Annotated in this window: 17 protein-coding genes; 7 read left to right on the forward strand and 10 right to left on the reverse strand. The window is 69.3% G+C overall.

From position 1 onward, the window contains the following. Positions 1-12: 12 nt before the first annotated feature. The 5 genes from EIP75_RS16800 to EIP75_RS16820 are packed head-to-tail and all read left to right on the forward strand — an operon-like array spanning position 13 to position 14,694. Positions 13-4,443 (forward strand): translocation/assembly module TamB domain-containing protein, encoded by a 4,431-nt coding sequence (locus tag EIP75_RS16800; protein WP_125244442.1) that lies wholly within the window; start codon positions 13-15, stop codon positions 4,441-4,443. Beyond that, positions 4,425-7,976 carry an exodeoxyribonuclease V subunit gamma gene (gene recC / locus EIP75_RS16805; protein WP_338014936.1) on the forward strand — a complete coding sequence of 1,184 codons (3,552 nt, stop codon included), beginning with the start codon at positions 4,425-4,427 and terminating at the stop codon, positions 7,974-7,976. Before EIP75_RS16800 ends, recC begins: the two co-directional genes overlap by 19 nt. Further along, positions 7,973-11,665, forward strand: a complete 3,693-nt coding sequence (recB, locus tag EIP75_RS16810) for an exodeoxyribonuclease V subunit beta (RefSeq protein WP_125244443.1) — start codon at positions 7,973-7,975, stop codon at positions 11,663-11,665. Before recC ends, recB begins: the two co-directional genes overlap by 4 nt. Beyond that, positions 11,662-13,935: an AAA family ATPase gene (locus EIP75_RS24165; protein ID WP_158622886.1), complete on the forward strand. Its 2,274-nt coding sequence runs from the start codon at positions 11,662-11,664 to the stop codon at positions 13,933-13,935. Before recB ends, EIP75_RS24165 begins: the two co-directional genes overlap by 4 nt. A gap of 3 nt (positions 13,936-13,938) precedes the next feature. Beyond that, positions 13,939-14,694, forward strand: coding sequence for a class II glutamine amidotransferase (locus EIP75_RS16820; protein WP_125244444.1), 756 nt, complete (start codon positions 13,939-13,941; stop codon positions 14,692-14,694). Positions 14,695-14,717: 23 nt separating this feature from the next. Here EIP75_RS16820 and EIP75_RS16825 read toward each other — a convergent pair whose 3' ends face one another. The 3 genes from EIP75_RS16825 to EIP75_RS16835 all read right to left on the reverse strand — a co-directional run bounded on the left by EIP75_RS16825 (position 14,718) and on the right by EIP75_RS16835 (position 16,985). Beyond that, positions 14,718-15,059 carry a hypothetical protein gene (locus tag EIP75_RS16825; RefSeq protein WP_125244445.1) on the reverse strand — a complete coding sequence of 114 codons (342 nt, stop codon included), beginning with the start codon at positions 15,057-15,059 and terminating at the stop codon, positions 14,718-14,720. Between the two features lie 91 nt (positions 15,060-15,150). Further along, positions 15,151-15,927, reverse strand: coding sequence for an alpha/beta fold hydrolase (locus EIP75_RS16830; RefSeq protein ID WP_125244446.1), 777 nt, complete (start codon positions 15,925-15,927; stop codon positions 15,151-15,153). After that, positions 15,924-16,985: a M14 family zinc carboxypeptidase gene (locus EIP75_RS16835; protein WP_125244447.1), complete on the reverse strand. Its 1,062-nt coding sequence runs from the start codon at positions 16,983-16,985 to the stop codon at positions 15,924-15,926. Before EIP75_RS16835 ends, EIP75_RS16830 begins: the two co-directional genes overlap by 4 nt. A gap of 141 nt (positions 16,986-17,126) precedes the next feature. Between EIP75_RS16835 and EIP75_RS24350 the strand changes: the two genes are divergently transcribed. Continuing rightward, positions 17,127-17,270: a hypothetical protein gene (locus tag EIP75_RS24350; protein ID WP_199758623.1), complete on the forward strand. Its 144-nt coding sequence runs from the start codon at positions 17,127-17,129 to the stop codon at positions 17,268-17,270. Between the two features lie 6 nt (positions 17,271-17,276). Here EIP75_RS24350 and EIP75_RS16840 read toward each other — a convergent pair whose 3' ends face one another. Together EIP75_RS16840 and EIP75_RS16845 are read right to left on the reverse strand one after the other, a co-directional pair. After that, entirely contained in the window at positions 17,277-19,676 is a 2,400-nt protein-coding gene (locus EIP75_RS16840) for a DUF3772 domain-containing protein (protein ID WP_125244448.1), read from the reverse strand. An 87-nt stretch (positions 19,677-19,763) separates the two neighbouring features. Beyond that, positions 19,764-19,937, reverse strand: a complete 174-nt coding sequence (locus tag EIP75_RS16845; protein WP_125244449.1) for a DUF3606 domain-containing protein — start codon at positions 19,935-19,937, stop codon at positions 19,764-19,766. Positions 19,938-20,227: 290 nt separating this feature from the next. Between EIP75_RS16845 and EIP75_RS16850 the strand changes: the two genes are divergently transcribed. Further along, a complete protein-coding gene (locus EIP75_RS16850) occupies positions 20,228-20,923 on the forward strand; it encodes an XRE family transcriptional regulator (protein WP_125244450.1) in 696 nt (231 codons plus the stop codon). A 136-nt stretch (positions 20,924-21,059) separates the two neighbouring features. Here EIP75_RS16850 and EIP75_RS16855 read toward each other — a convergent pair whose 3' ends face one another. The 5 genes from EIP75_RS16855 to EIP75_RS16875 form a co-directional block, all read right to left on the reverse strand. Beyond that, entirely contained in the window at positions 21,060-21,278 is a 219-nt protein-coding gene (locus tag EIP75_RS16855) for a TOBE domain-containing protein (protein ID WP_125244451.1), read from the reverse strand. A 137-nt stretch (positions 21,279-21,415) separates the two neighbouring features. Then, positions 21,416-22,348, reverse strand: a complete 933-nt coding sequence (locus EIP75_RS16860; RefSeq protein ID WP_125244452.1) for an ATP-binding cassette domain-containing protein — start codon at positions 22,346-22,348, stop codon at positions 21,416-21,418. Between the two features lie 18 nt (positions 22,349-22,366). Beyond that, positions 22,367-23,167 (reverse strand): aliphatic sulfonate ABC transporter permease SsuC, encoded by an 801-nt coding sequence (gene ssuC / locus EIP75_RS16865; RefSeq protein ID WP_125244453.1) that lies wholly within the window; start codon positions 23,165-23,167, stop codon positions 22,367-22,369. 22 nt (positions 23,168-23,189) lie between these two features. After that, positions 23,190-24,371 carry an FMNH2-dependent alkanesulfonate monooxygenase gene (ssuD, locus tag EIP75_RS16870; RefSeq protein WP_125244454.1) on the reverse strand — a complete coding sequence of 394 codons (1,182 nt, stop codon included), beginning with the start codon at positions 24,369-24,371 and terminating at the stop codon, positions 23,190-23,192. 42 nt (positions 24,372-24,413) lie between these two features. Continuing rightward, positions 24,414-25,397, reverse strand: a complete 984-nt coding sequence (locus EIP75_RS16875; protein WP_125244455.1) for a sulfonate ABC transporter substrate-binding protein — start codon at positions 25,395-25,397, stop codon at positions 24,414-24,416. Between the last annotated feature and the right edge of the window lie 39 nt (positions 25,398-25,436).

The raw sequence follows: 25,436 nt of genomic DNA on the forward strand, positions 1-25,436 counted from the left end.
GCAAGCCCGACGATGTCCCGCGTGGCCCGATGGATCAAGGTGACCCTGGTCGCCCTGGTGCTGATCGCCGTCGTGGTGGTGGGCGCTGGCGTGGGCGGGGCCTGGCTGGCGCTGCGCAGCGAGACCGGCACGGCAAGGGCGCTGGCCTGGGTGCCGGGCCTGAAGGTGGTGGAGCCCAAGGGCACGATCTGGGGCGATTTCAGGGCCCGGCGGGTCGAGCTCAGCTTGCCGCGTGGCTCTCGCCTGACCTTGATGGAGCCGCAGTGGCGCGGCCTGCGCTGGGAGCGGTCTGCTGGGGCGCCCTGGGGCGTGCAGTTGAAGATCGACCGGCTGCAGGCGCTGAGCGCCGACCTGCAATGGTTCTCCGCACCGTCGCAGGGGCCCAGCGCGCCTCCCACGGCGATGGACCTGCCTTTCGGGGTGCGCATCGACGCGCTGACCGTCGGCCGGTTCCAGAGCAATGTGCTGGGGCCTCAGCCACTGACCGACATCGCCGGCCGGCTGGCCTTGCAGCAGGCGGGCAAGCCCGGCGCCTCGCACGAGGTGGTGGTCGATTCCCTGCGGTGGCAGAACTGGTCGCTCGATGGCCGGGCCCGCATGCTCACGCGGCGTGACATGACCCTGGATGCCTCGCTCACGGCCACATCGCAGAGCGCGCCGGCGGGCCAGGCCCGCCTGACCATGCGTGGCCCGCTGGCCAGGCTCAAGGTGTCTGCACAGGTGTCGGTGGCGCAGCAGGCACCGCCGGCCGTGGCTGGGGCAGGTGCCAAGGCCGCGGTTGCCTCATCGCCGAAACCCACTGCACCGGTGGACCGCTCACCGCAGACCCTGTCGGCCGAAGCCGATGTCGCACCGTTCGCGCCGTGGCCCTTGCCGCGCGCCGATGTCCGGCTCCAACGCTTCGATCTGCAGCGTCTGTGGTCAAGCCTGCCTATGACCAGCCTGAGCGGGCGGCTGGATGTGGTGCCGCGCGATCTGCAGGCCGGATCGCCGGGATCGCGTGTGGCTGCCAAGGACCAGGCTGCGGCCACCGCGTCCGATCTGCTGGTGACCGTGGACATGGCCAACGAGCGGCCCGGGCCGTGGGACGCGGGCGCCGTGCCGGTGGTGTCGGTCCGGGCTAATGCCACCCTGCCTGCGCAGGCAGACACGGCCCACCTGGGATCTTTGGGCCTCAAGGGCCAGGTCGATGCCCGGGTCAGCCTGCCTTCCCAGGCCGGTCGGGCCGCGGGGACGCTGGCCTTGCAGGGGCGCTGGGATCTCGAGCAGCGCCGGCAGACCGCGCTGTTGCTCACGCTGCAAGGTGTGGATACCCAGGTGCTGCACGGCCAGGCGCCGGCCCTGCTGCTCAAGGGCGAAGCACGGGTGCAGGGCCAGGCCGACAACAGCTGGCAGGTGCAGGCGAAGGTGGACGGCCGCGATGCGGGCGGGCGGCAGGGGCAGGTGCTGCGTGAAGCGGTGCAGGCCGTGCTGGATGGGCGCTGGCAGCCTGGTCAGTTCGACCTGGCCGAGTTGTCGCTCAGCGCGGGTGAGGCCCGGGCCCAAGTGCGCGGCCAATGGCAGGCGATGGGATCGCCCACGCCCACGCCCACGCCCACGCCCACGCCCACGCCCGCTGCACCGGCATCTGGCGCCTTGTCCGGTGCCGCTTCTGCCGCCGTCTCGGGCACGCCGCAGGCCCCCCCGGCCGATGCCGAGCCATGGAAGGCCAAGGCCGATCTTCAGATCAAGAATTTTGACCCTGCTGTTTGGCTGCCATGGCCACGGCCCGCTGGCGATGCGGTGCAGCGCACCCGGCTGAACGGGCAGGGCCAGTTGGCGCTGAACATGCCCGGACGATGGGCGGACCTGCAAGGGCAGGGCCGTCTGCAACTGGCCGACAGCCAATTGCTGGGCGTGCCGGTGTCCGGGGATGTGAAGGCCGAGCAGACGGCGTCCGGCAAAGGAACACTGCTCGCGGCTCAGGCCAGGCTCAAGGCCGCCGGCAACGAGGCCCAGGCCGAGCTGCGCTGGCCCGGCGGCGTGGGGCTGGATGGCCAGCCACCGCAGTCCACGGGGGCCCGTGTGCAGGCCACGATCAAGGCGCCGGCGCTGGCTGGCCTGCAAGGCTGGGTGCAGCCCATGGGGTGGCGCGGCTTGAAAGGGCAGGCCCATGCCGATGTCACGGTGGAAAGCCCCGGCCCTGGGCGGTGGTCCACCACGGGCGATCTGAACGCCACGGGCATTCAGGCCGATCTTCCCCAGGGTGGACAAGCCTTGCTGGACGATGCCCACGCGAACTGGACCTTGGGTCTGGGCGAGGCGCCTGCCACGGCCAAGCCCTGGCGCCTGGATGCCCGCTTGGCGCAGGCCCGCTGGGGACAGTGGGGCGCGCAGCAGTTCAAGGCGCTGGTGGAGGGCATGGCCTCGCAGCACCGGTGGTCATGGCAGGGCCGCATCGACCTGCCCGAACGCAAGACCGATGGCGGCGAATCCGTCCGTGAGTCGGCCCTCGCCCAGGCCAGCGGCCAGTCGAGCTGGCGTGGCAACCTGCTGGCCGACAGCGACCGTGCCTGGCATTCCCGCGTGCAGGGCTTCAAGGTGCAGCCGCTGGCCCCGGACGGTGCCCGCCCATGGGTGGAGGCGCAACCCTTCGACATCGATTGGCGCCGCGACCGCAAGGGCCAGCGCCTGACGGCCACCCCCACGCGCATCGACCTGTTCGGGGCGCTGCTGGCCATGCGCGAACTGGTGTGGGATCAACGGGGCGAGGAGCAGGGCCGCAGCGATGTGCTGATCGAGCTGGAACCCCTGAAACTGGCCGAAGTGCTGGCGCGCCTGCAGCCGCACGCCGGCTGGGGCGGTGACCTGCTGCTGGCAGGGCGTGTCAAGGCCTCGCACCAGCCGGGCCAGCCCTGGCTGGTGGATGCGGAACTGGCTCGCCAGCAAGGCGATCTGAGCCTGACCGAGCAGGACATCGAAGGCACGACGGCGCAGCGTCTGGGCGTGCGCCAGATGAAGCTGGCGGCCCAGGCACGCGACGGCGTGTGGACCTTCACGCAGCAGATGGAAGCGCGCGTGTCGGGCAGCATCGATGGCCGGCAGGTGATCCAGGTCCGCGATCCAACGGCCCTGCCCGGCGCGGACGATCCCATCAGTGGCCAGATCTCGGCCCAGGTGGCCAACCTGCGGGCCATGGGCGTGTGGGCGCCGCCGGGTTGGCGCCTGTCGGGCAAGCTCAGTGCGCAGGCGCAGTTGTCCGGCACCCTGGGGGCGCCGCAGTACGAGGGCCGCGTACAGGGCCAGGAGCTTGGGGCCACCCAGAGCCTGCTCGGTGTCAACCTGGCCGATGGCACGCTGGATTTGCGCCTCAAGGGAGACCATGCCCGGCTTGAAAGCCTGACCGCGCGCGATGGCGAGGCCAAGGGCGGCAGCCTGCGCCTGAGCGGCGACGCGGTGCTGGGCGCAGAGCCCACGGCCAATCTGCAGCTTCAGATCGAGCGCTTCGCGCTGCTGCAGCGCGTCGACAGGCGCGTGGTGGTGTCCGGCGATCTGCAGCTGGGCCTGACGCAGGACACGCTGTCTGCCCAGGGGCAGGCCCGCGTGGACGAAGGCCTGGTGGACATCTCCCAATCCGAGGCGCCCACCATTGGCGACGACGTCAACGTCATCAACCGGCCAGGGGTGTCCGATGCCGAGGATGCGGCCGCGGCTGCGGCGGCCGCCGCCGCGCCCAAACGCAAGATGCAGGTGGCGCTGTCCGTCGACCTGGGCTCCAAGCTGCGCCTGCGTGGCCGTGGCATCGACACCCACCTGCGTGGTGCCCTCAAGGTGAGCACGCCCAATGGCCGTCCCTACATCACCGGCACCATCTCCACCGCCGATGGCACGTACGCGGCCTATGGGCAGAAGCTGGTGATCGAGCGAGGTTCGATCTCGTTCACCGGCCCTGTCGACAACCCGCGCCTGGACATCCAGGCCATGCGCCCGCAATCGCCCACGGCCTCGGCCAGCGATGTGAAGGTGGGGGTGCTGATCACCGGCACGGCGCAGGAGCCGCGCGTTCGCCTGTACTCCGAACCCTCCATGTCCGAGACCGAGAAACTCTCATGGCTGGTCCTGGGACGAGGCCCCAGCGGCCTGGGCGGCGCAGACCTCGGCCTGCTGCAGACCGCGGCCGCGGCGCTGCTGGCCGGCGAGGGCGGCTCGCCCACCGACAACGTGATCTCGGCCATCGGACTGGACGAGCTGTCCGTGCGGCAGAGCGATGGCGCCGTGCGCGAGACCATCGTCACCCTGGGCAAGCAGATATCCGACAAGTGGTACGTGGGCTATGAACGCAGCATCACCACCACCGAAGGCACCTGGCAGCTGATCTACCGGCTGGGGCAGCGCTTCACCGTGCGGGCGCAGTCCGGTGACGACAACGCGGTCGATCTGCTGTGGTGGCTGCGTTGGGACTGAGCGCCATGGAGCACGACATCGTCCCCGGGCTGCTGGTGCTGCACGGCAACCGGCTCGAACTGCTGCGCGATGCGGTGTTCGACTGGGCGGCACGGCAGCCGCTGCACCCGCTGGAAGAAGAGATCGTGCTGGTGCAGAGCAACGGCGTGGCCGAGTGGCTGAAGATGGCCCTGGCCTCGACGCGGGGTGTGTGCGCGGTCACGCGCGTGGAGCTGCCCTCACGCTTTCTGTGGCGTGTGTACCGCCAGGTGCTGGGGCGCGTCACGGTGCCGCGGCGCTCGCCTCTGGACAAGGACACGCTGGCCTGGCGCCTGATGCGGGAGCTGCCCGAGCGCCTGGACGAACCGGGCTTCGAGCCTCTGGCCGAGTTCCTGAACGGCGATGACGTGGCGCGTCGGTGGCAACTGGCCCAGCGCCTGGCCGATCTGTACGACCAGTACCAGGTCTACCGCTCCGACTGGCTGGAAGCCTGGGCCCAAGGGCAGGATCAACTGGCCCGCCCCACCGCATTGACATCGACGCCCGCGGCGCCTGTGCCCGGCGACCAGCGCTGGCAGCCCGCGCTGTGGCGCTATGTGCTCGCCCAGTTGCGCGATGACGAGCAGGACCTGTCCCGCGACCGCATCCACCGCCGTTTCGTGCGGGCCCTGGAATCCGCCGCGCCAGGGCAACTGGCCGGCACCGTGCCCCGCCGCGTGGTGGTCTTCGGCATGGCGCACCTGCCATCGCAGACGCTGGAGGCCCTGGTGGCCCTGTCCGCCCATGCCCAGGTGATCCTGGCCGTGCCCAACCCCTGCCGCTTCCACTGGGCCGACATCATGGATGGCCGCGAGCTGCTGTTCACCCAGCGGCGCCGGCAACCTCTGCGCGAGGGGCGTGCGCTCGATCTTCTGCCGCTGGACGAACTGCACGGCCATGCCCACCCGCTGCTGGCCGCCTGGGGCAGGCAGGGGCGCGATTTCATCCGCCAGCTCGACATGTTCGACGATGCCCGGCTGGCCCAGGAGCGCTTTGCCATCCCCCGCATCGACCTGTTCGATGAATCCGAGGGGACGCCGCTGCTGGACCAGGTGCAGGCCCGCATCCGTGACATGAGCCCGCTGGGCGAGCATCCGCGGGCGTTGGGTGAATCAAGCCCCGAAGCCTGGGCCGATGACCGATCCATCGTCTTCCAGGTGGCGCACAGCGCGCAGCGCGAGCTCGAGGTGCTGCACGACCAGTTGCTGGCCCTGTTTGCCCATCCGCCCGGGGGCACGCCCCTCAGCCCGCGTGATGTGGTCGTGATGGTGCCCGAGGTCGACACCATGGCCTCGGCCATCCAGGCCGTGTTCGGCCAGTACCCGCGCCACGATGCGCGCCACATCCCCTTCGAGATCGCCGACCAGCGCCAGCGTGAGCACAACCCCCTGCTGGTGGCCGTGGACTGGCTGATGCGCCTGCCCCAGCAGCGCTGCACGCTGGCCGAGGTGCGTGACCTGCTGGACGTGCCTGCCGTGCGCCGCCGCCTGGGCCTGGCCGAAGACGATCTGCCGCGCCTGACCGAGTGGCTGGCCGGCGCCAACGTGCGTTGGGGCCTGAGCGCCGGCCAGCGTGCCGGCCTGGGCCTGGAGACCTGCGGCGAGCAGAACACCTGGCTGTTCGGCCTGCGCCGCATGTTGCTGGGTTACGCCAGTGGTGACGGCGCCGATTTCGCGGGCATCGAGCCCTATGGCGAGGTGGCCGGCCTGGAGGCCGCGCTGGCCGGCCGCCTGGCCGAACTGGTGGATCGCCTGTCGCACTGGTCCGCCGTGCTGGGCCGGCCTGCCACGACGGCCGATTGGGCTGCGCACATCCGCGCGCTGCTCGCCGACCTGTTCGAGGCCGCCGATGAGCATGACCGCCTGAGCCTGGCCGAGTTGGACGATGCCCTGGGCCAATGGCTGGAGGCCAGCGGCGATGCCGGCTTCGAGGGCGAGCTGCCTCTGGCCGCCGCCCGCGAGGCCTGGTTGTCGGGCGTGGACGAGACCGCGCTCAACAAGCGCTTCATGGCCGGGGGCGTGACCTTCTGCACCCTGATGCCGATGCGTGCCGTGCCCTTCGAGGTGGTCTGCCTGCTCGGCATGAACGAGGGCGACTACCCACGCCAGTCGGCCCGCAACGATTTCGACCTCATGGCCCAGCCCGGCCAGCGCCGGCCCGGCGACCGCGCCCGCCGCGACGACGACCGCTACCTCATGCTCGAGGCCGTGCTGTCGGCTCGGCGCGTGCTCTACATCAGCTGGACCGGCCGCAGCGTGCGCGACAACAGCGAGCAGCCGCCCTCCGTGCTGGTGTCCCAGCTGCGTGATTACCTGGCGGCGGGCTGGGGCGATCAGGTGCTCGGCCAGCGCACCACCGAGCACCCTCTGCAGCCTTTCAGCCGTCGCTACTTCGAAGGCATTCCCGCGCTCTTCACTTATGCCCGGGAGTGGCAGGCCGCCCACGAGAGCCGGGACGCCAGCCTGCCGCCACCTGCCCAGGCTGACGACACCGAGCAGGACATGGCCGCCGCCAAGGTGCTGCGGGCCCGCGACCTGGTGGCCTTGCTGCGCAACCCGGTGAAGGTGTTCTTCCAGCGCCGTCTGCAGGTGGTGCTGGACGATCCGCGCGACCAGCCGGAAGCCCTGGAGGACGACGAACCCATGGCGATGTCCGGCCTGGACTGGCACCAGGCCTTGAGCGACTGCCTGGCCGAGGCAATGGATGCCGGGGCGGCGGGCGCCGATGCGGCACAGGCCGCGCGGCATGCCTCCCAGCGACTGCAGCGGGCCGGCCTGCTGCCCCTGGGCGCACTGGGCGAGATGCACCGCGAGGCCCTGGAGGCCGATAGCCTGCCCGTGCTCGACCACTGGCAACCCTGGCAGGACGCGCACCCGCCGCTGGACCAGCGGCATGTCCTGCGCTTCGAGCACAACGGCCTGGCTGTGCACGATTGGCTGGACGGGCTGCGCGAACCCTCCAGCGTGGAGCGGCGGACGGGGAGCACATGCCCCTGGCGTGTCAGCCTGCCGCTGTCCCGCCTGGCCAGCGGCCCCAAGGCCGCCCTGCGGCCCGACAAGCTGCTGGACGCCTGGGTGTGGTCGCTGCTGGCCTCTGCCTGCGGACACCCGGTCGACACCCTGGTGCTCGGGCGTGACCTGGTCGTGCAGGCGCGCGCGGTAGATCCGGAGCATGCCCGCGCGGTGCTGGCCGACCTGCTCCAGGCCTGGGATGAGGCCCTGCAAGCCCCGCTGCCCGTGGCCTGCCTGACCGCACTGGCCTGGCTGGACAAGCCTGAGAGCGCGCCCGGCCGCTACAACCCTTCCGAGCGAGGGTACGGCGAAGGTGAAGACGTCTACCTGGCGCGCCTGTACCCCGATTTCGCAGCCCTGACGGCCGATGGCCGGATGCCCGACCTCGCCGAGCGGCTCTACGGCCCGCTGAAGCTGTGGCTGGAAAGCAGTGTCACCGCCGTGCCTCTGGACCGGGATGCCGGTGCCGATCGTGTCAGCATCGGCGCGGAGGCCGCGCCATGAGCGAAGCACTCGACCCGCTGCGCTTGCCGTTGCGCGGTAGCCGCCTGATCGAGGCCAGCGCCGGCACGGGCAAGACCTGGACCATCGCCGCCCTCTACCTGCGGCTGGTGCTCGGCCATGGCGATGAGGCCACCGCGCCCCCGCGTCCCTTGCTGCCGGCCGAGGTGCTGGTGATGACCTTCACGCGGGCCGCCACGCGCGAGCTGTCCGACCGCATCCGCCAGCGCCTGATGCAGGCCGCGCGCTGCTTCCGTGGCGAGGTACCGGTGCCTGCAGGCGATGCGCTGCTGGCCGGCCTGCTCGACAGCCACGAAGAAGGCCCGGTGCGGTCGCGTGCGGCCTGGCGCCTGGCCCAGGCCGCCGACGCGATGGACGAGGCCTCCATCCACACCATCGATGCCTGGTGCCAGCGCATGCTGCGCGAACACGCCTTCGACAGCGGCCAGCTCTTCGATGAGACGCTGCTGCCCGACGAGCAGGCCTTGCGCGAGCAGGCCGTGCGCGATTACTGGCGCGAAGCCCTGTACCCGCTGGACGCGGGCACCTTGTCGCTGGCCTTGCAGGTGTGGCCCAATGTGGCGGCGCTGGACCAGGATGTGAAGGCCTTGCTGCCCCGCCTGGACGCCGTGCCAGCCCCTGACGATGAGGCCGCCCTGGGCGAGCTCATCGGCCAGACCCACGCCGCGCTGCGCGCTGCGCTGGCCGAGCTCAAGACCGGTTGGGGTGAACGCGTGACCGCAATGCGCCAATGGCTGGACGAGCACTGCGCCCGCAAGCCCAGCCCGTTCAATGGCACGCGCTTGCGTCCGGGCTACTACCTGCCATGGCTTGACCAATTGGCGGCTTGGGCCAACGACGAGGCCGCGTCGGCCTTGTCGCTGCCCGACAGCGCGCGCTGGCGCCTGACGCAAGCGGGCCTGGAAGAGGCTCTCAGCGGCAAGGCCGAGATCGACGCCTGGCCCGACCATTTCGAGCGCTTTGCCGAACTGCTCACCGCCCTGGGCCGCCTGCCCGATCCGGCCACTCCCCTGCGCTGGCATGCGGCCCGCTGGGTGCATGCCCGCCTGCACGAACTCAAGCGCCAGGCCGGTGTCTACGGCTTTGCCGACATGCTGCAGCGCCTGACCGCGGCACTGCAGGGCCCGCATGGCGAGCGCCTGCGCCAGCGCATCATCGACCAGTACCCCGCCGCATTGATCGACGAGTTCCAGGACACCTCGCCCCTGCAGTACCGCCTGTTCGACCTGCTGTACCGCGTGGCCGACAACGACCCATCGCGCGCGCTGTTCCTGATCGGCGACCCCAAGCAGTCGATCTACCGGTTCCGCGGCGCCGACATCTACAGCTACCTGCAGGCCCGCCGGGCCACGGCCGGGCGGCACGCGGTGCTCGGTACCAACCACCGCTCGACCCGGCCGCTGGTGGCCGCCGTCAACCGCGTGTTCGAGCAGGCCCAGGCACAGCGCCCGCAGGGCGCCTTCGCCTTCGGCCAGCCAGGCGGTCATTCCTTGCTGCCTTTCGAGCCCGTGGCCGCGCAGGGTCGCGCCGAGGTGCTTCGAACCGGCGAGGGCATGCTGCCCGCGCTCAGGCTGGTGCTCGATGCAGAGCCCTCGTCCAAGGACGCGGCCCACACGCGCATGGCAGGCCATGCGGCTGAGTTCATCGTGCACTTGCTGTCCGATGCGCAGGCAGGGCTCTACGGCCCTGAAGAAGCCGGCACCTTGCTGCGCCGTGTGCGCCCAGCCGACATCGCCGTGCTGGTGCGCAGCGGCACCGAGGCCGACACCGTTCGACGTGCGCTGAGCCGCCGTGGCGTGGCCTCGGTCTACCTGTCGGACAAGGACTCGGTGTTCGACAGCCCCGAAGCACGCGACCTGCTGGCCTGGCTGCGCGCGGTCGCCGCGCCGCGCGATCTGCGCCTGGCGCGCAGCGCCTACGCCAGCGGCACCCTGGGCATGGACCTGGCCGAGTTGCTGGCCCAATCGCACGACGACGAGCTGTGGGACGAACGGCTGATCGAACTCCGACGCCTGCAACTGACCTGGCAGCGCCAGGGTGTGCTGGCCATGCTGCGGCAGACCATCCACCTGCTGGGCCTGGCCTCACGCTGGCTCGCTCAGCCAGAGGGCGAGCGCCGCATCACCAATGTGCTGCACCTGGCCGAGTTGCTACAGGCCGCCAGCACGCAGGCGCAAGGCGAGCAGGGCTTGATCCGCTGGCTGGCGCAGCGCGTGGGTGACCACGGCGAAGGCGATGAGCGCATCGTGCGTCTTGAAAGCGATGCAGACCTGGTGCAGGTGGTCACGGTGCACAAGTCCAAGGGGCTGGAGTACCCGGTGGTGCTCATGCCCTTTGCGGGCAGCGCACGCCCGGTGGACCGCAAGAGCGCGGTGTTCGACCTGGTGGATGATGCGGGGCAGCGCCGCATCGCCCTGAGCGCCTCGGACGACGACATCGCGGCCGCCGACCTGGAGCGTCTGCGTGAGGATCTGCGCCTGATGTACGTGGCCCTGACGCGGCCACGCCATGCGCTGTGGCTGGGTGTGAGCGCGGTGCGGCAGGGCAACGCCAAGACCCTGGTGCTGCCGCACAGCGCGCTGGGTTACCTGCTCGGCGCACCGCAGCAGCTCTCTGCCGACGCACTGGCCCCCTTGCTGTCATCGTGGCTGGCCGACGATGGCAGCGTGCGGCTGGACACCCTGGATGGTGACGCAGCCCTCACACGCTTGCCCGGCGGGCCTGTGGCGGCTGAGCTGCCGCCCGCCCCAGCCTACAACGCGGTGTTCGAGCGCGACTGGGCCATCGGCAGCTTTTCCAGCATGGTGCGCGACATGCCGGCTGCGGCACACGGCCCCGCCTGGCTGGTGGTGTCTGCGCGGCAGGATGCCGTGCTCGCCACCGACGGGCATGACGATCTGCCGCAGGAGGGCGCACCGGCCTTGGCCGATCAGCCCTGGCACCGCTTCCCGCGCGGCGCCTTGCCGGGCAATTTCCTGCACGAGCAGATGGAGTGGCTGGCGGGCGAGGGCTTCGCCCTGGGCGCGGCCAACGGGCTGGACCAGGCCCTCCAGCGCCGCTGCGAACGCCAGGGGTGGGCCCACCTGGCCGACGATGTGCAGCACTGGCTGCAGACCGTGTCCACCGTGGCGCTGCCGCCCCTGGGCGTGGCCTTGCAGGGCCTGCGGGGCACGGTGCCCGAGATGGAGTTCTGGCTGCCCAGCCAGAGGCTGTCCGTGGCCCATGTGGATGCCCTGTGCCAGGCCCATCTGTGGCCAGGCCAGCCCAGGCCGCCTTTGCCTGAGCGCATCCTGCAGGGCATGCTGATGGGTTTTGCCGACCTGGTGTTCGAGCATGAGGGCCGCTACTGGGTGATGGACTACAAATCGACCACCCTGGGCACGCGAGACGCCGATTACCACGCCGAGGCCTTGAGCGCCGCCATGCTGCGCCATCGCTACGACGTGCAAGGTGCGCTCTACCAGCTGGCCTTGCACCGCCTGCTGCTCAGTCGCCTGGGCGCGGCCTACGATCCGGCCCGGCACCTGGGCGGCGCTGTCTTCCTGTTCCTGCGCGGTGTGGCGGGCCCCGAGCGCGGCTGCTGCGTGCTGCCGGCCTTGCCGGAGTTGCTGACCGGGCTGGAGCAGGCCTTGCAGGGCGATGCGCCCGAAGTTCAGGAGGTGCCGCGATGAGTGCCTTGGCCTGGGACGATGTCGTGCGTGAACTGATGGCCTGGCGCGAACAGGACTGGGTCCGGCCGCTGGACGTGGCCTTCGCACGCTTCATCGGCACCCTGGCCGCGGATGCGCCGGGCGGCCATGCAGGGCAGGGCGATGCGGCCCTTCTGCACGCAGGCAGCACCTCGGCCAGCGGCGCGGCGGATGCCACGGTGACCCTGCTGGCCGCCTTGCTGTCGCATCTGGAAGGGCGGGGGCACACGTGCCTGGCGCTGGACGAACTGGCCGAGCGCCCCGCTGCGCTTCTGGCCTGGCCGGCCGATGCCCTGCAGGCCTGGACGGCGCTGAGTGGTGCGCCCTCCGCCACGCGTCTGGCGGCTTGGCAGGCGGCCTTGCGCGCCAGCCCGGTGGTGGACGCCCTGGGCTCGGCCGAGGGCCACCAGCCCCTGGTGCTGCATGGCCACCGCCTGTACCTGCGGCGTTACTGGCGCCAGGAGCAGGCCGTGGCCGCCCAGGTCTCGGCCCGCGTGGCGAACACCATGCCGGTGGACGAGCCCGCTGCGAGCCAGATCCTGGCCGAGCTGTTCGGTCCAGCGAATGGCGCGGCGGCGGCCGGTGGCCCCGATTGGCAGCGCGTCGCCTGCGCGATCGCCCTGCGTGCAGGGCTGTCCATCATCACCGGGGGGCCTGGCACCGGCAAGACCTACACCGTGGCCCGTCTGCTGGCCCTGCTGCTGCGCCTGGCCCCGGCGGGGCAGCCGCTCCACATCACGCTGGCAGCCCCCACGGGCAAGGCCGCTGCACGGCTGCGCCAGTCCATCGAGCAGGCGCTGGCCACCCTCGGCCCCGACCTGGCCGAGCACATCGGCCCGGCCCGCACCCTGCATGCCCTGCTGGGTGTGCAGGCGGGCACACGGCGCTTGCGGCACAGCGCGGCGTACCCGCTCGAGGTGGACGTGCTGATCGTGGACGAGGCCTCCATGGTGCACCTGGAGATGATGGCTGCCTTGCTTGATGCCTTGCCGGCGGGCACCCGCCTGGTCCTGCTGGGCGACAAGGACCAACTGGCCTCGGTGGAAGCCGGGGCTGTGCTGGGCGATTTGTGTCGCGGGGCCGAGCAGGGCGGTTATGACGAGGGCACGGCCGCCTATGTCGAGCGGCTGACGGGGCAGCGCCTGCCCGCCGCGTTCATGCGCGGGGCCGAGCAAGACGCTGCGCCGCTGCCTGCGGGATCCAGCACACCCACGACCGCGCCGGCCGCGCCCGCCCGCAAGAAGGCTTCACCTGCGCGGTCATCGCTGGCGCAGGGCGACCTGTTCGATAGCTCCATGGATGATCCAGCGCAGGAGTCTGCCCCCCAGCCCACGGGCCCTCAGCCGCCGTTCACCGCCGCACCTCTGGCGCTGGCCCGCCAGACCGTGATGCTGCGCCAGAGCCGGCGCTTCGGCGGCCCCATCGGGCAGTTGGCGCTGGCGGTGAATGTCGGCGACACCGCCCAGGCCTTGGCCATATTGAAGGCTGCAAGGCCAGGCGACGATGGCGTCGTGCCGTTGCTGCACCGCATGCCCGCAGACCCTGCCGATGTCGTGGCCCTGGCGGTTCCAACAAGCCCCGCGCCACCAGGGGGCCCTGGCGCGGCCGACGGCTACCGTGGCTATCTGCGCCAGCTCGCCACGCGCCCGCCAGGAGATGACCTTGATGCCTTGCACAGGTGGGCCGCCGGTGTGCTCGATGCCTTCGACCAGTTCCGCGTGCTGTGCGCTGTGCGGGAAGGCCCCTGGGGCGTCAAGGGCCTCAACCAGGCCATCGAAGAGGCCCTGGTCCGCACAGGGCTGCTGCGCAAGGGCAGTGAGTGGTACGAGGGCCGGCCCGTCATGATCATGCGCAACGACGCGGCCCTGGGGGTCTACAACGGCGATGTGGGCGTGGTGTTGCGCTGGCCCGCCAGCACGCCCGGACGGCCCTCCTCGCTGCGGGTGTTCTTCAAGGACGGCCATCAGCTGCGCTCTGTGCCCGCGGGGCGCCTGGCCGACGTCGAAACCTCCTTCGCCATGACCGTGCACAAATCCCAGGGCTCGGAGTTCGGCCACGCCGTGCTGGCCCTGTCCGACGATGCCCGTGGCACCATCACGCGTGAGCTGGTGTATACCGGCATCACGCGCGCTCGCCAGGCCTTCAGCCTGGTGGCCGCGCGTGCCGACGTTTTCATGGCCGCCATCGGGCGGCGCACGCGTCGCCACAGCGGCCTGGCCGACGCGCTGGTCGAACTTTCTTCGGAGCCCTGATCCATGTGTGAGTTGCTGGGGATGAACTGCAACGTCCCGACCGACATCGTCTTCAGTTTCTCTGGCTTCTCCAAGCGTGCCAGCGAACACGCGGACGGTTTCGGCATCGCCTTCTTCGAGAACCGGGGCGTGCGCTGCTTCGTGGACGCCCAGGCGGCAGACCAGTCGCCGGTGGCCGACCTGATCCGCCAGTACCCCATCCGAAGCACCCATGTGATCGCGCACATCCGCAAGGCGACCGTGGGCCACGTGGCGCTGGAGAACTGCCACCCCTTCACGCGCGAGCTGTGGGGCCGCTACTGGGTGTTCGCGCACAACGGGGATCTGAAAGGCTATGACCCGCTGCTGCACGCCGCCTTCCGCCCGGTAGGCGACACGGACAGCGAGCGCGCCTTCTGCTGGCTGCTGCAGGAGATGGCCAAGAGCCACGCCAGCGTGCCCACCCCTGAAGAGCTGACACGCACCTTGCGCGAGCTGGTGCCCCAGGTGGCCCGCTTCGGCACCTTCAACTTCATCATGAGCAACGGCCAGGCCCTGTGGGCGCATTGCTCCACCAAGCTGCACCACCTGGTCCGCCAGCATCCCTTCGCGCAGGCGCGGCTGCAGGATGACGATGTGACGGTGGATTTTGCCCAGGTGACGGGTCCTCAGGATCGGGTGGCGCTGGTGGCCACCCAGCCACTGACAGACAACGAGGACTGGCAGGCTTTCAAGCCTGGCGAGCTGCTGGCTTTCGTGGACGGTGTCTCGCTGGATTGAGCCTGGCGTGAACCGGCGGGCGGTCAGCCTTTGCGCGCGTGCTTGGCGGCCGCTTTCGGGCGGCGGGTCGGCGCATCTGGCGCCGCCGATGCGGTCGGGGTTGGGGTGCGGCGGGCAGGCTCGCGACGCACGGCTTCGGCGGCCGGTGGCGCCGCTACCTCACCGGCCTTGTCCTGCGCGCCCCAGCCGCCCGGGGGCATGAACGCAGCGAACCACCAACTCCACCACTGCTGAGAGGCCTGCATCGAATGCTCCCACCACTGCGCCGTCAGGCCGGGCAGGGATTCGGCGGAGCCGGCGACGCCGGTGGTGGCGTCCAGGCTGCGGGTCCACAACTGGTGCCAGGGGTGGGTGGGCAGGCTCATCGTGGTGTCTCCTGAGGTCTGCAGCAGATCGCGGGTGGTCCGTCGAGCATAGGCCTTTGGCGCACCCTTGCCAAGCGGGGTGCCCCGGCCCTCATGAGGGGCCGTCCAGTTTTTGGCAGATCAACCACGTCAGCACCTGTTGAGTCACCCAGGCCGCATCGTCCAGGGGCAGGTCGTGGCCGGCCGTGGGGTGGCGCTGCGATGGCGCGCCCCATCGGCGGATCAGGGCCTCGGAACAGCGCGGGTTGACCAGGCCATCGGCGCCGCTGTAGAGCACCAGCAGGGGTACGGCAGGCGCCTGGTCCGGCGCCCGGTAGCGGATGGCTGCGCGCAACTGGCGCCAGGCATTGGGCAGCGTCACCGGGTGCCGTTGGCGCAATGCCACCCAGTGCGCCAGCGTGGCGTCTGGTGCGGGCGGGTGGCGCGTGGTCATGCGCATCACCGCGCGTTCCAGGATGAGCGGGTCGGGGCGGGCCAAGGCCAGCCTCAGGATGCGCAGGTAGTTGACGGGCCGCAGACGTTCCCAAAAACGGCTGAAAGGCCGCACGCTGGTGTTGATCAGCACGCACGCCCCGACCTCCTCGGGGTGCAGGTGAGCCCACTCGATGGCCACCATCGCGCCCAGCGACATGGCCAGCAGGTGGTAGGGCGGTGCATGGCCCTGCGATGCCAGCGCGCCCCGCACGGCCAGCACCATGCCTTGCACGCTGTCGGGGCTGGCCTGCGCATGCAGCGTGCCATTGCCGGGCAGGTCGGGGCTCAGCAAGGTGCAGCCCGGCGGCAAGGCTTGTGCCAGGGCGGGGATGAAACCGCCCCAGTGGCCTTGCTCGCGCGTCAGGCCACGCAACAGCACCCAGGTGCCGCTCATGCCGTGTAGCCTTTCATGCGCGCGGGATGATCGGCGGGATACCAGTGGGCCAGGCCCGCCTCACGGTGGCGGACACGCTCACCCCCCTCCGGGCTCCAGCGCGTGTGGCTGCAGGCGGCCCGCGCCATGAAGTCGAGCAGGCCCATGTGCCGGCGCAGTACGCGCTCCTGGCGGTGGCGGATCAGCGGGTTGAAGATGCCATGCCGACTGAACAGCTGCCGGGGGTTCTTCTTGACCCACAGCCACGAGCCCATCTCCAGTGTCAGCGGCAGGAACACGTTCTGCTCGTGGTGCAGGCGTGAGCGCAGGTACAGGTGATCCCACAGGTCGCCGTGGGTCAGGTACTGCTGGCTCTGCGGCTCGAACACATAGCGGTGGTAGCAGTGGGCCTGGTCGAAGATCTCACGCAGGGCATGCAGCTCCGCCAGGTGCTCGATGGGCAGGCTGGTGTGTGCATACGGGAACCAGATGCGGTCGTGCACGCCAAAGCCGGAATGGCAGTCCACGGCGATGCTGAACGGTCGTGGCAACAGCTCCCGCTCGACCACGGCGCACAGGGCGGCGCTTTCGGGCTGCATCGGCATGTAGGGCTGCCCGCGGTACCAGGGCAGTGTGGCGCTGAGCCGCTGGCCACCGATCAGCCAGGGCACGGGCTCGATGGCGTCCACCGGCGCGTTGCGCATCAGGTCCACACCCTGCGGGTTGGCGCGCGTGCCCAGCCACAGACCACCAGGGTTCACCAGCGGCATGAAGACCAGGCGCAGGTTCGCCAGTTGTTCGTGCAGCAGCCCGTCCCAGGCCAGCCGGTGCACCAGGTTGCCCAGGTAGGCCATGACCACCTCGGCACCGATGCGCTCCAGGCCATGCACGCCGCCGAAGAAGCCGACCGCCGGCGCATCCGGCCCGCCGCGGCCCATGGTGATGGCATGCACCTCCATCCGCTGGCCGCGCACCTCGACCTCGCAGACCACCTGGGTGTCCAGGTGGGCACCTCCTTCGTCGACCAGGCGGCGCAGTTCGTCGATGTCGGGCAGGGATGAGGGCGATACGCGGGTCACGCGGCACGGGAGGGTCTTGATCGACCGACCTTAGTGTCGCTGCGTGACAGTGTCGCGACAGGGGTGCATAGGCCAAATGGCGTGTGGACTGTCATGGTGTTGTCATGCGGCCTGCCTAGCCTGCGCACAAGTCCACCCGCCATGTCCACCATGACCCAGCCCTCTCGACGTTCTCGCCCGATGTTGCGGGCCGCCGCACTGGGCTGTGCCGTGCTGTGGGGCCTGATCGAGTTCTTCGCCTTGTGCCGTACACGCCTGCCGCTGGCCGGTTTCCGCCACGACTGACCGCGTCTACGGGCTCGGCTTCATGACGATCGCCGCGGGCTGTTCCAGGGTGATGTGAGCGGCCCTCAGCTTCTCGAAGATGTCGAAGAGGAGTTCGCTCTTGACGTTGCCTGCGGCCCTGGGCGAGTTGACGAAGCCGGTGGCGACGAACACCAGGCGCCCATCGGTGACGCCCTCGAGCTGGACCGTGGGGGCGGGCGTGGACAGCACCCCGCGGTGGCTCCTGAAGGCCTCGATGAGCACCTCCCGGGCCGCTTTGGTGTCCGTGCTCAAGGGCATGGGCAGCTTGACCTGCACCAGACCGATGTTGTCGCTGTAGGTGACGTTGCGGACGATCTTGGTGATGAATTCGGAGTTCGGGATGATGAGCGTGGAGCGGTCGCCCATCTGGATCTCGGTGGCCCGAACGTTGATCTTTCGGATGTCTCCTTCGACACCGGAGACAGACACCCAGTCGCCCACCTTGACGGGGCGCTCGGCCAGCAGGATCAGGCCCGACACGAAGTTCTGCACGATGGCCTGGAGGCCGAAACCGATGCCCACCGACAGGGCGCTGGCCACCCACGTCACCCGCTCCAGCCCCATGCCCACGGCCGATATCGCCAGCGCGATGATGACCACCGTGCCCGCGTAGCCCGACAGCGTGATGATGGACATCCGCATGCCCGCGTCCATCTGCGTGGTGGGCATGAACCTGTCGGTCAGCCAGCGCTTGAAAAGGCGGACGGCCGCCAGGCCCAGCACCAGAAGCAGTGCGGCCTGAAGCAGCGCGCCCGGTTTCAGGCTTACCTCACCGATCGACAGCCCCTCGTTGATGCGACCGGCGCGGTTGAGCAGCTCAAGGGGGCCTTCGCCATAAGGCGCCAGGATCAGCAGCAGGCCCAGGAAGTAGATGCCGACCCGCACGATGGCCGACACGAGCACAGCGGCCTGCGCGCGCGTTCTGGCGAGGTAGTCGGTCTTTTCCTCTTGCGCCGCCGGCTCCTTGCCATCGGCCTGGCCCGCCTTGGTGTTGCCCAGAAGTGAGCGGCAGAGATCGTCGACGACCACCGCCAGAAGGTAGGCGGCGCCGCCGATGATCAGGCACCAGACGAACTGGTTCGAGATGAACGCCGAGAACGCCACATAACCCAGCAGCAGGGCGCCGAAGGTCACGGCCAGCAACCCCCATGCGGCTGTGCGCAGCACCGCGACCCACACCGGCACAGAGGCCTCCGGTGCCGCGGAAGCCGTCTCGCTGGAAGTTGCGGAATCAACTGAGCTGCCATCAGGCTGACGGCCCCGGCCCAGCCTCAGCAGCGCCGCCAGGGCGATGAGCATGTAGCTCAAAGCCATCAGTGTATTGAGCGCCACGGTGGCGGCCAGGCTGGCTTCGATGGTGAGCGCCACGCGTGCCAATGACCAACCGACCACGCTGGCCAGCGCGAGCGCCAGTGGAAACCACTTCAGCCTCAAGGCCAGCTCGTCGGAGATGCTGGGCAGTCGCCAGGACGGACTTCCTGCCATCAGCAAGGCCGTGCCGAGACCATAGGTGAATCCGCCGAACCAGATGATGCCTTCCAGGGCCGTCAATTGGGCGATGGCATCGGTCGGGGCTGTTTCCACGGTGCTCAAGGCGACAGAGACCACATGGGCCATGAGCCCCGGCGTCAGCACCCACAACAGCACCACGCCCAGCGCGTGCATCGATCGACGCAGTTGCCCCGGGGGGATGCGATTGGAGGCGACGCGCACCAGGGCCCGTCGCAGGACGACATGGCCTGCCACGATCGCCGCCATCAGGACGACCATGCCGATCCAGACAGGAACCGAGACCGATGCGATGGCGGGCACGAGGGCGCTGGTGAACTGGCGCAGCTTTGCGGCATCGGCAGGCAGCTCGCGCTTCAGGTCGGTCCAGAACGTGGCACTGAGCGGGGAGGGTGTGCGTTCGCTCAGCCGCTCCCCAAACTGCTGACGGCGTTGGGCAACCACGGCCTTGGCGGCCTGCTGGGCTTCGAGCGACAGCAGACGCGCCAGTTTGACCTGTGAATCCAGGGTGGCCTGTGTACGGGCCAGCTCCTTGCGCTGGGCCGCGACATCGGCTGCCTCCGCTGCTCCCGGCGTGGGCGTTCCAAGCTCTGCCAGCCGGGCCGTGACATCCGCCAGATTCGGCGCCATGTCGGCCTCGGCTTTGTCTGCCTTTGCCTGCGCCGCGAGCGCCCGGCTCCTCAGCTCATTGAGCTGAGCGTCAGAGATGGACTCGCGTGGGGCAGCTCGAACTGCGCCGATGTCCTTTCTGGCCTCTTCCAGCAGGGCGGCCGCGTCAACCGGCCGATCCTGCTGCGCCAGCGCAGCGGTTGGCAGGGCTTGGTAAATGACAAGCGCGATCAGCGCCAGCAAGTAGCGGGCCGTCAAAGTCATCATCGGGGTATCACCTTCATCGGGCTGCGCACAAGGGGTGCGCCAGCCGTGGAAGGTACAGGAAGAAACCTGGCAGAACGCACCAAGGCTTCAGACCGCCTGGAGGAACGCCGCCACGCTGGAGGCACGATTGCCGACGGCGGCCACAGCCGCCCGGATCTGGCCCTGCGCCACGCCGAAATACCTTGCCCAGCACACCACATCAAACAGTTGGTGGATATTGATGTGGGCATCCGCCAGGCTCGTGTGTTTGCTGCAGTCCATGTTCTTGTCTCCATTGGGCGGTGAAGTGGCTCATGTCGTGCTCAGCGACGACCGCATGAAGCTTGGGGCCGGGCCAGCATCGGGGCAATCAGCCTTCGCCGCACACGCCTGTCAGGCAAGGCTGACGCTGGGCCGCTCAATCTCTCGCACATGCGTGGCCCCACCCAACACGCACTAAATGCATAATCCGAGCAAGTGCATGCGAATTCCATCGTTTTCCTTCCTGTCCTGCCTTTGTATCGTCCGAGTGACCCCGCGATCACGCCGGGCCATGCAGGAAAGAAGGCAAGATGAGCACCACCGGCGCGGCGTTGGCCGAACAGAAACCCCCCGTTCCCGTTCCTGGGGGCTGGCAGCCTTTGGCGCACAGCACACCACCGGCGGCCACACCACGGCACCGTCCGGCCCTCAGCGAGGGCGCCGTGTCAGCCCTGGTCGGCACCAACCTGCGCTGGCTGCGCAAGAAGCACCGCTGGTCGCTCGATGAGCTGTCTCTGCACAGTGGTGTCTCGCGCGCCATGCTCGGCCAGATCGAACAAGGCAAGAGCGTGCCCAGCATCCGCACGCTGTGGCAGGTGGCCCAGGCCTTCAAGGTCTCCGTGAGCTGGTTCCTCGAGGCCCACCATGGATCGCGCGTGCTGGTGATCCGCCCGGCAGCAGACACGGGTGCGCTGCTTTCGCGTGGCGAGGGCGAGCTGCGCCCGCTGCACCAGGCCCACGACGGCCAGGGCGACGAGTTCTATGAGCTGCGCCTGGCCACCGATGCGACGATGGCATGGTCTGCACCTGCGCACGCGCGCCGCGTGCACCTGAGCGTCGCCCGTGGCGTGCTGGAGGTACTGGTCGATGGCCAGGTGCACGCCCTGCATCCACGCGAATCGCTGCAGTTCGAAGGCACGGATGCGCTGTCGATCCGCAATGCCGGCTCGGCCGAGGCCCAATCCTTCCTGGTGATCCGGCCGGTGACGACGACACCCGCACGCTGAGTTCTGTGGGGCCCGCGAGGCCCCCGACCGCAGATCTTCCCACCAAGAACAAAGCCCGGCACCTCACGGTGGCCGGGCTTTGTTGCACCTGCATGTGCTGCATCAGCAGCCGCCCATGGCGGGGCTGCTGGGCTGTTCACAGGGCTGCGATGGACACCTCGGTGGACTTGACCAGGGCGATGACCTCCTTGCCCACCACCAAGCCCAGTTCCTTGACGGAGCGGGTGGTGATCACGGAGGTGACGATCAGGCCCGACGGGGTCTCCACGTCGATTTCGGAGACCACGGGGCCTTCGACGATTTCCTTGACCTTGCCCCGGAACTGGTTACGGACATTGATCGCGGTGATGGTCATGTGATGTGCCTTTCTGTGTCTGGTGTAAAAAATTGGGTCGGGGTTCAGACTAGCCAGCCGGGCCCTGGGCGTGAAGCAATGAAATTGCAGTCTGCCCTGATGAAAACGGATATGCAGTGGTTGTGCAGGCGGACCGCCTAGACGGCCCAACGCACCTGACCGACGTTGGGGATGGTTTCCGGCAGAGCTCCGGGCAGGGTTGGGTGACCCTCGTCCAGGTCAGGCTGCTGCAGCACGCGCTGCAGGATGCGTTCTTCCAGGGCGGCGAAGGCATGGTGGCCCCGGTGGCGGGGGCGAGGCAGCGGCACGGCTTCGTCCAGCGCCACCACATGGTCCTCGATCAACAGGATGCGGTCGGCCAGGGCCACGGCCTCGGCCACGTCATGCGTGACCAGCACGGCGGTGAAGCCGTGATCGCGCCACAGGCCTTCGATCAGCTGCTGCATCTCGATGCGCGTGAGCGCGTCCAGCGCGCCCAGCGGCTCGTCGAGCAACAGCAGGCGGGGGCGGTGCACCAGGGCGCGGGCCAAGGCCACGCGCTGGCGTTGTCCGCCCGACAAACGGGCGGGCCACTCGTCGATGCGCTCGGCCAGGCCGACGGCGGTGAGCGCCTGCAGCACACGTTGGCGTGCATCAGGGCCGCTCAGGCCGAGGGCTACGTTCTCGCCCACCTTCTTCCAGGGCAGCAGCCGTGCGTCCTGGAACATCAGGCGCAGGCCCTGGTCGGCGACATGGTCCGGGCGCAGCGGCTGGCCGTCCAGGTCGATGCGGCCCGCGCTGATGCCGTCCAGCCCGGCCAGCAGCCGCAGCAGCGTGCTCTTGCCGCAGCCGCTGCGGCCCACGATGGCCACGAACTCGCCGGGGGCGATGTCCAGGTCGATGTTCTGCAGCACCTGCCGTGGTCCATAGGCCTTGGCCACACCACGCAGTGCCACGGCCGTACCGTGTGTGCTGCCGGATGCCTGGGCCGCAGGCGTGTGCTCGGGCGTGCGGCGCTTCGGCGCCGTGATGTCCAGCACGGTGCCGGCAGCTGTCGCCACAGGAGATGGGTTTGTCAGCGTTGTGCTCATGGTGCTCAATGTCCGGGATCAGGTCGAGGCGGGCTGGTAGCCCGGATGCCAGCGAAGGGCCACGCGCTCCAGGCCGCGCGCCAGCACGTCGGCCAGCTTGCCCAGCAACGCGTAGAGCAGGATGCCCACCAGCACCACATCGGTCTGCAGGAACTCGCGGGCGTTCATCGTCATGTAGCCGATGCCCGATTGGGCCGAGATGGTCTCGGCCACGATCAGCAGCACCCACATCAGGCCCAGTGAGAAGCGCAGGCCGACCAGGATGGAGGGCAAGGCACCCGGCAGGATCACCTGGCGGTAGAGCTGCCAGCCGCGAAGGCCATAGCTGCGCGCCATCTCGATCAGGCCCGGGTCCACCGATCGGATGCCGTGGAAGGTGTTGAGGTAGAGCGGAAAGAACACACCCACCGCCACCAGGAACAACTTGGCCGTCTCGTCGATGCCGAACCACAGGATGACCAGAGGAATCAAGGCCAGCGGCGGGATGTTGCGCACCATCTGCAAGGTGGTGTCCAGGAAGGTCTCGGCCCAGCGCAGGCTGCCGGTGATCAGGCCCAGCAGCAGGCCCAGCCCGCCGCCGATGGCCAGGCCGATCAGCGCACGTGCGGCACTCACCCACAGGTGCTCCCACAGTTCGCCGCTCACGGCCAGGCGGGTGGCTGCCTGGATCACGGCCAGGGGCTCGGGCAGCACCCGGGTGGACAGCCACCCCGTGCGGGCGCTGAGCTCCCACACGGCCATCAGCAGCACGGGCAGTACCCAGGGCAGGGCGTTCTTCAGGTCGAAGCGTTGACGCCAGGTCGACAGGGCGAGGCTCATGGGAACTCCTGTGCTGCGAGGGTCAGCTGGCCGAGGTCTGCTTGGCCGCGGGCGGCACGAAGCTGTTGGCCACGATCTCGCCGAACGGGCCGGTCAAGGTCTTGCCAGGCAGCTTCTTCTGTACATCCAGGGGCAGCAGCGGGAACACCAGTTCGGCGAAGCGGTGGGCTTCTTCCAGGTGCGGGTAGCCCGACAGGATGAAGTACTCCAGGCCCAGGTCGGCGTATTCCTTGATGCGGTCGGCCACCTGCTGTGGGTCGCCCACCAGGGCCGTGCCGGCACCGCCGCGCACCAGGCCCACGCCCGCCCACAGATTGGGCGAGACTTCCAGCCCTTCGCGGATGTTGTCCTTGTTGAACTTGCCCTTGTTGAGCTCGGCCATGCGGCGCTGGCCGACAGAGTCCATCTGCGCGAACTTCTTCTGCGCGGCGCTCACGGTGGCTTCGTCCAGGTGCGAGACCAGCTCTGCGGCAGCGCGCCAGGCCTCGTCCTCGGTCTCGCGCACGATCACGTGCAGGCGGATGCCGAAGCTCAGCGTGCGGCCGTGCTTGGCAGCACGCTCGCGGATATCGGCCACCTTGGCGGCCACGGCGGCCGGTGGCTCGCCCCAGGTCAGGTAGGTGTCGAGCTGTTCGGCGGCCAGGTCGTGCGCCTCGGGCGACGAGCCGCCGAAGAACACGGGCGGATACGGATTGTTGATCGGCGGGTAGAGCAGCTTGGCGCCCTTGACCTGCAGGTGCTTGCCGTCGTAATCCACGGCCTCGCCATCGTGGCTCTTGGCCAGCACTTCACGCCAGATGGTCAGGAACTCGCGCGATAGCTCATAGCGCTCGGAGTGCGGCAGGAACAGGCCATCGCCTTCGAGTTCTTCCGGATCACCACCCGTCACCAGGTTGACCAGCAGGCGGCCACCGGAGATGCGGTCCAGCGTGGCGGCCATGCGGGCGGTCTGCGCGGGCTGGATGATGCCGGGGCGCAGGGCCACCAGGAACTTGAGCTGGCGCGTCACGTCGATCAGGCTGGCGGCCAGGATCCACGAGTCCTCGCACGAGCGGCCGGTGGGCAGCAGCACGCCTTCGTAGCCCAGGCTGTCGGCGGCCACGGCCACCTGCTTGAAGTAGTCGAAGGTGGCGGCGCGGGCGCCCTTGGTGGTGCCCAGGTAGCGCGAATCGCCGTGGGTGGGGATGAACCAGAGGATCTTCATGGTCGTGTCCTTGCAGGAATGAGGTGTTTGGAAAGAAGGTGCTCAGGCGGTGCGGCCCGGCTTCCAGACGATGTCGGCCACCTTGACCGACTTGGGGATCAGGTTCTGCTTGAAGAAGGCGTCGGCCACGCGCTGCTGGTCGGCGATCACCTCGGGCCACATCGGCTTGACGGGCGACACCGGGCGGCGTGCGATGAAGCGGTGCACCGTGGCCAGGCCCAGGCCGCTGAAATCAGCCACCAGTTGGGCGGCTTCCTTGCGGTGGCTCTGCACATAGGCATCGGCGCGGGTCAGCTCATCGAACAGGGCCTTCACGGTCTGTGGATGCTGCTCCACCAGCGGCTTGGAGGCCAGGTAGAAGGAGTTGTTGTTGGACAGTCCCACGCCATTGGTCAGCACGCGTGGCTTCACGTCCACCTCGGTGGCGGCGTAGAACGGGTCCCAGATGGCCCAGGCATCGACGCTGCCGCGCTCGAACGCCGCACGGGCCTCGGCAGGTGCCAGCCAGATCGGGGTGACATCGGACCATGAGATGCCGGCCTTCTCGAGCGCACGCACGGTCAGGTAGTGCGCGCTGGAGCCCTTCTGGAAGGCGATCTTGCGGCCCTTGAGGTCGGCCAGCGTGCGCAAGGGCGAGTCGGCCTTGACCAGGATGCCCGAGCTGAGGGGCTTGGGCGGCTCGGCGCCCACGTAATACAGATCCTTGCCGGCGGACTGGGCGAACACGGGCGGCGAATCGCCGGTCATGGCGAACTCCAGGCTGCCCACGGCCAGGGCTTCGAGCATCTGGGGGCCGGCCGGGAACTCGACCCATTGCACCTTGCTGTTGGGAAAGCGCTTTTCGAGTGCGCCCTGTTGCTTGAGGATCACCAGGTTGACCGAGCTCTTCTGAAAGCCCACACGCAGCAGCGGCGGGGCGGCCTCGTTTGCCAGGGCCCAGCGGGGCAGGGTGCTCAGGCCCAGCAGCGCGGCGGTGGTGCCCAACATGCGACGTCTGGCATCGAGGAAGGTGCGTTGGTTCGGCATGGTGAAGTCCCTGTGTGTTGATGATCCCGCAGCGTGGCG

Origin of the sequence: Aquabacterium soli, from assembly GCF_003933735.1 — a bacterium.
Lineage (GTDB): Bacteria > Pseudomonadota > Gammaproteobacteria > Burkholderiales > Burkholderiaceae_C > Aquabacterium > Aquabacterium soli.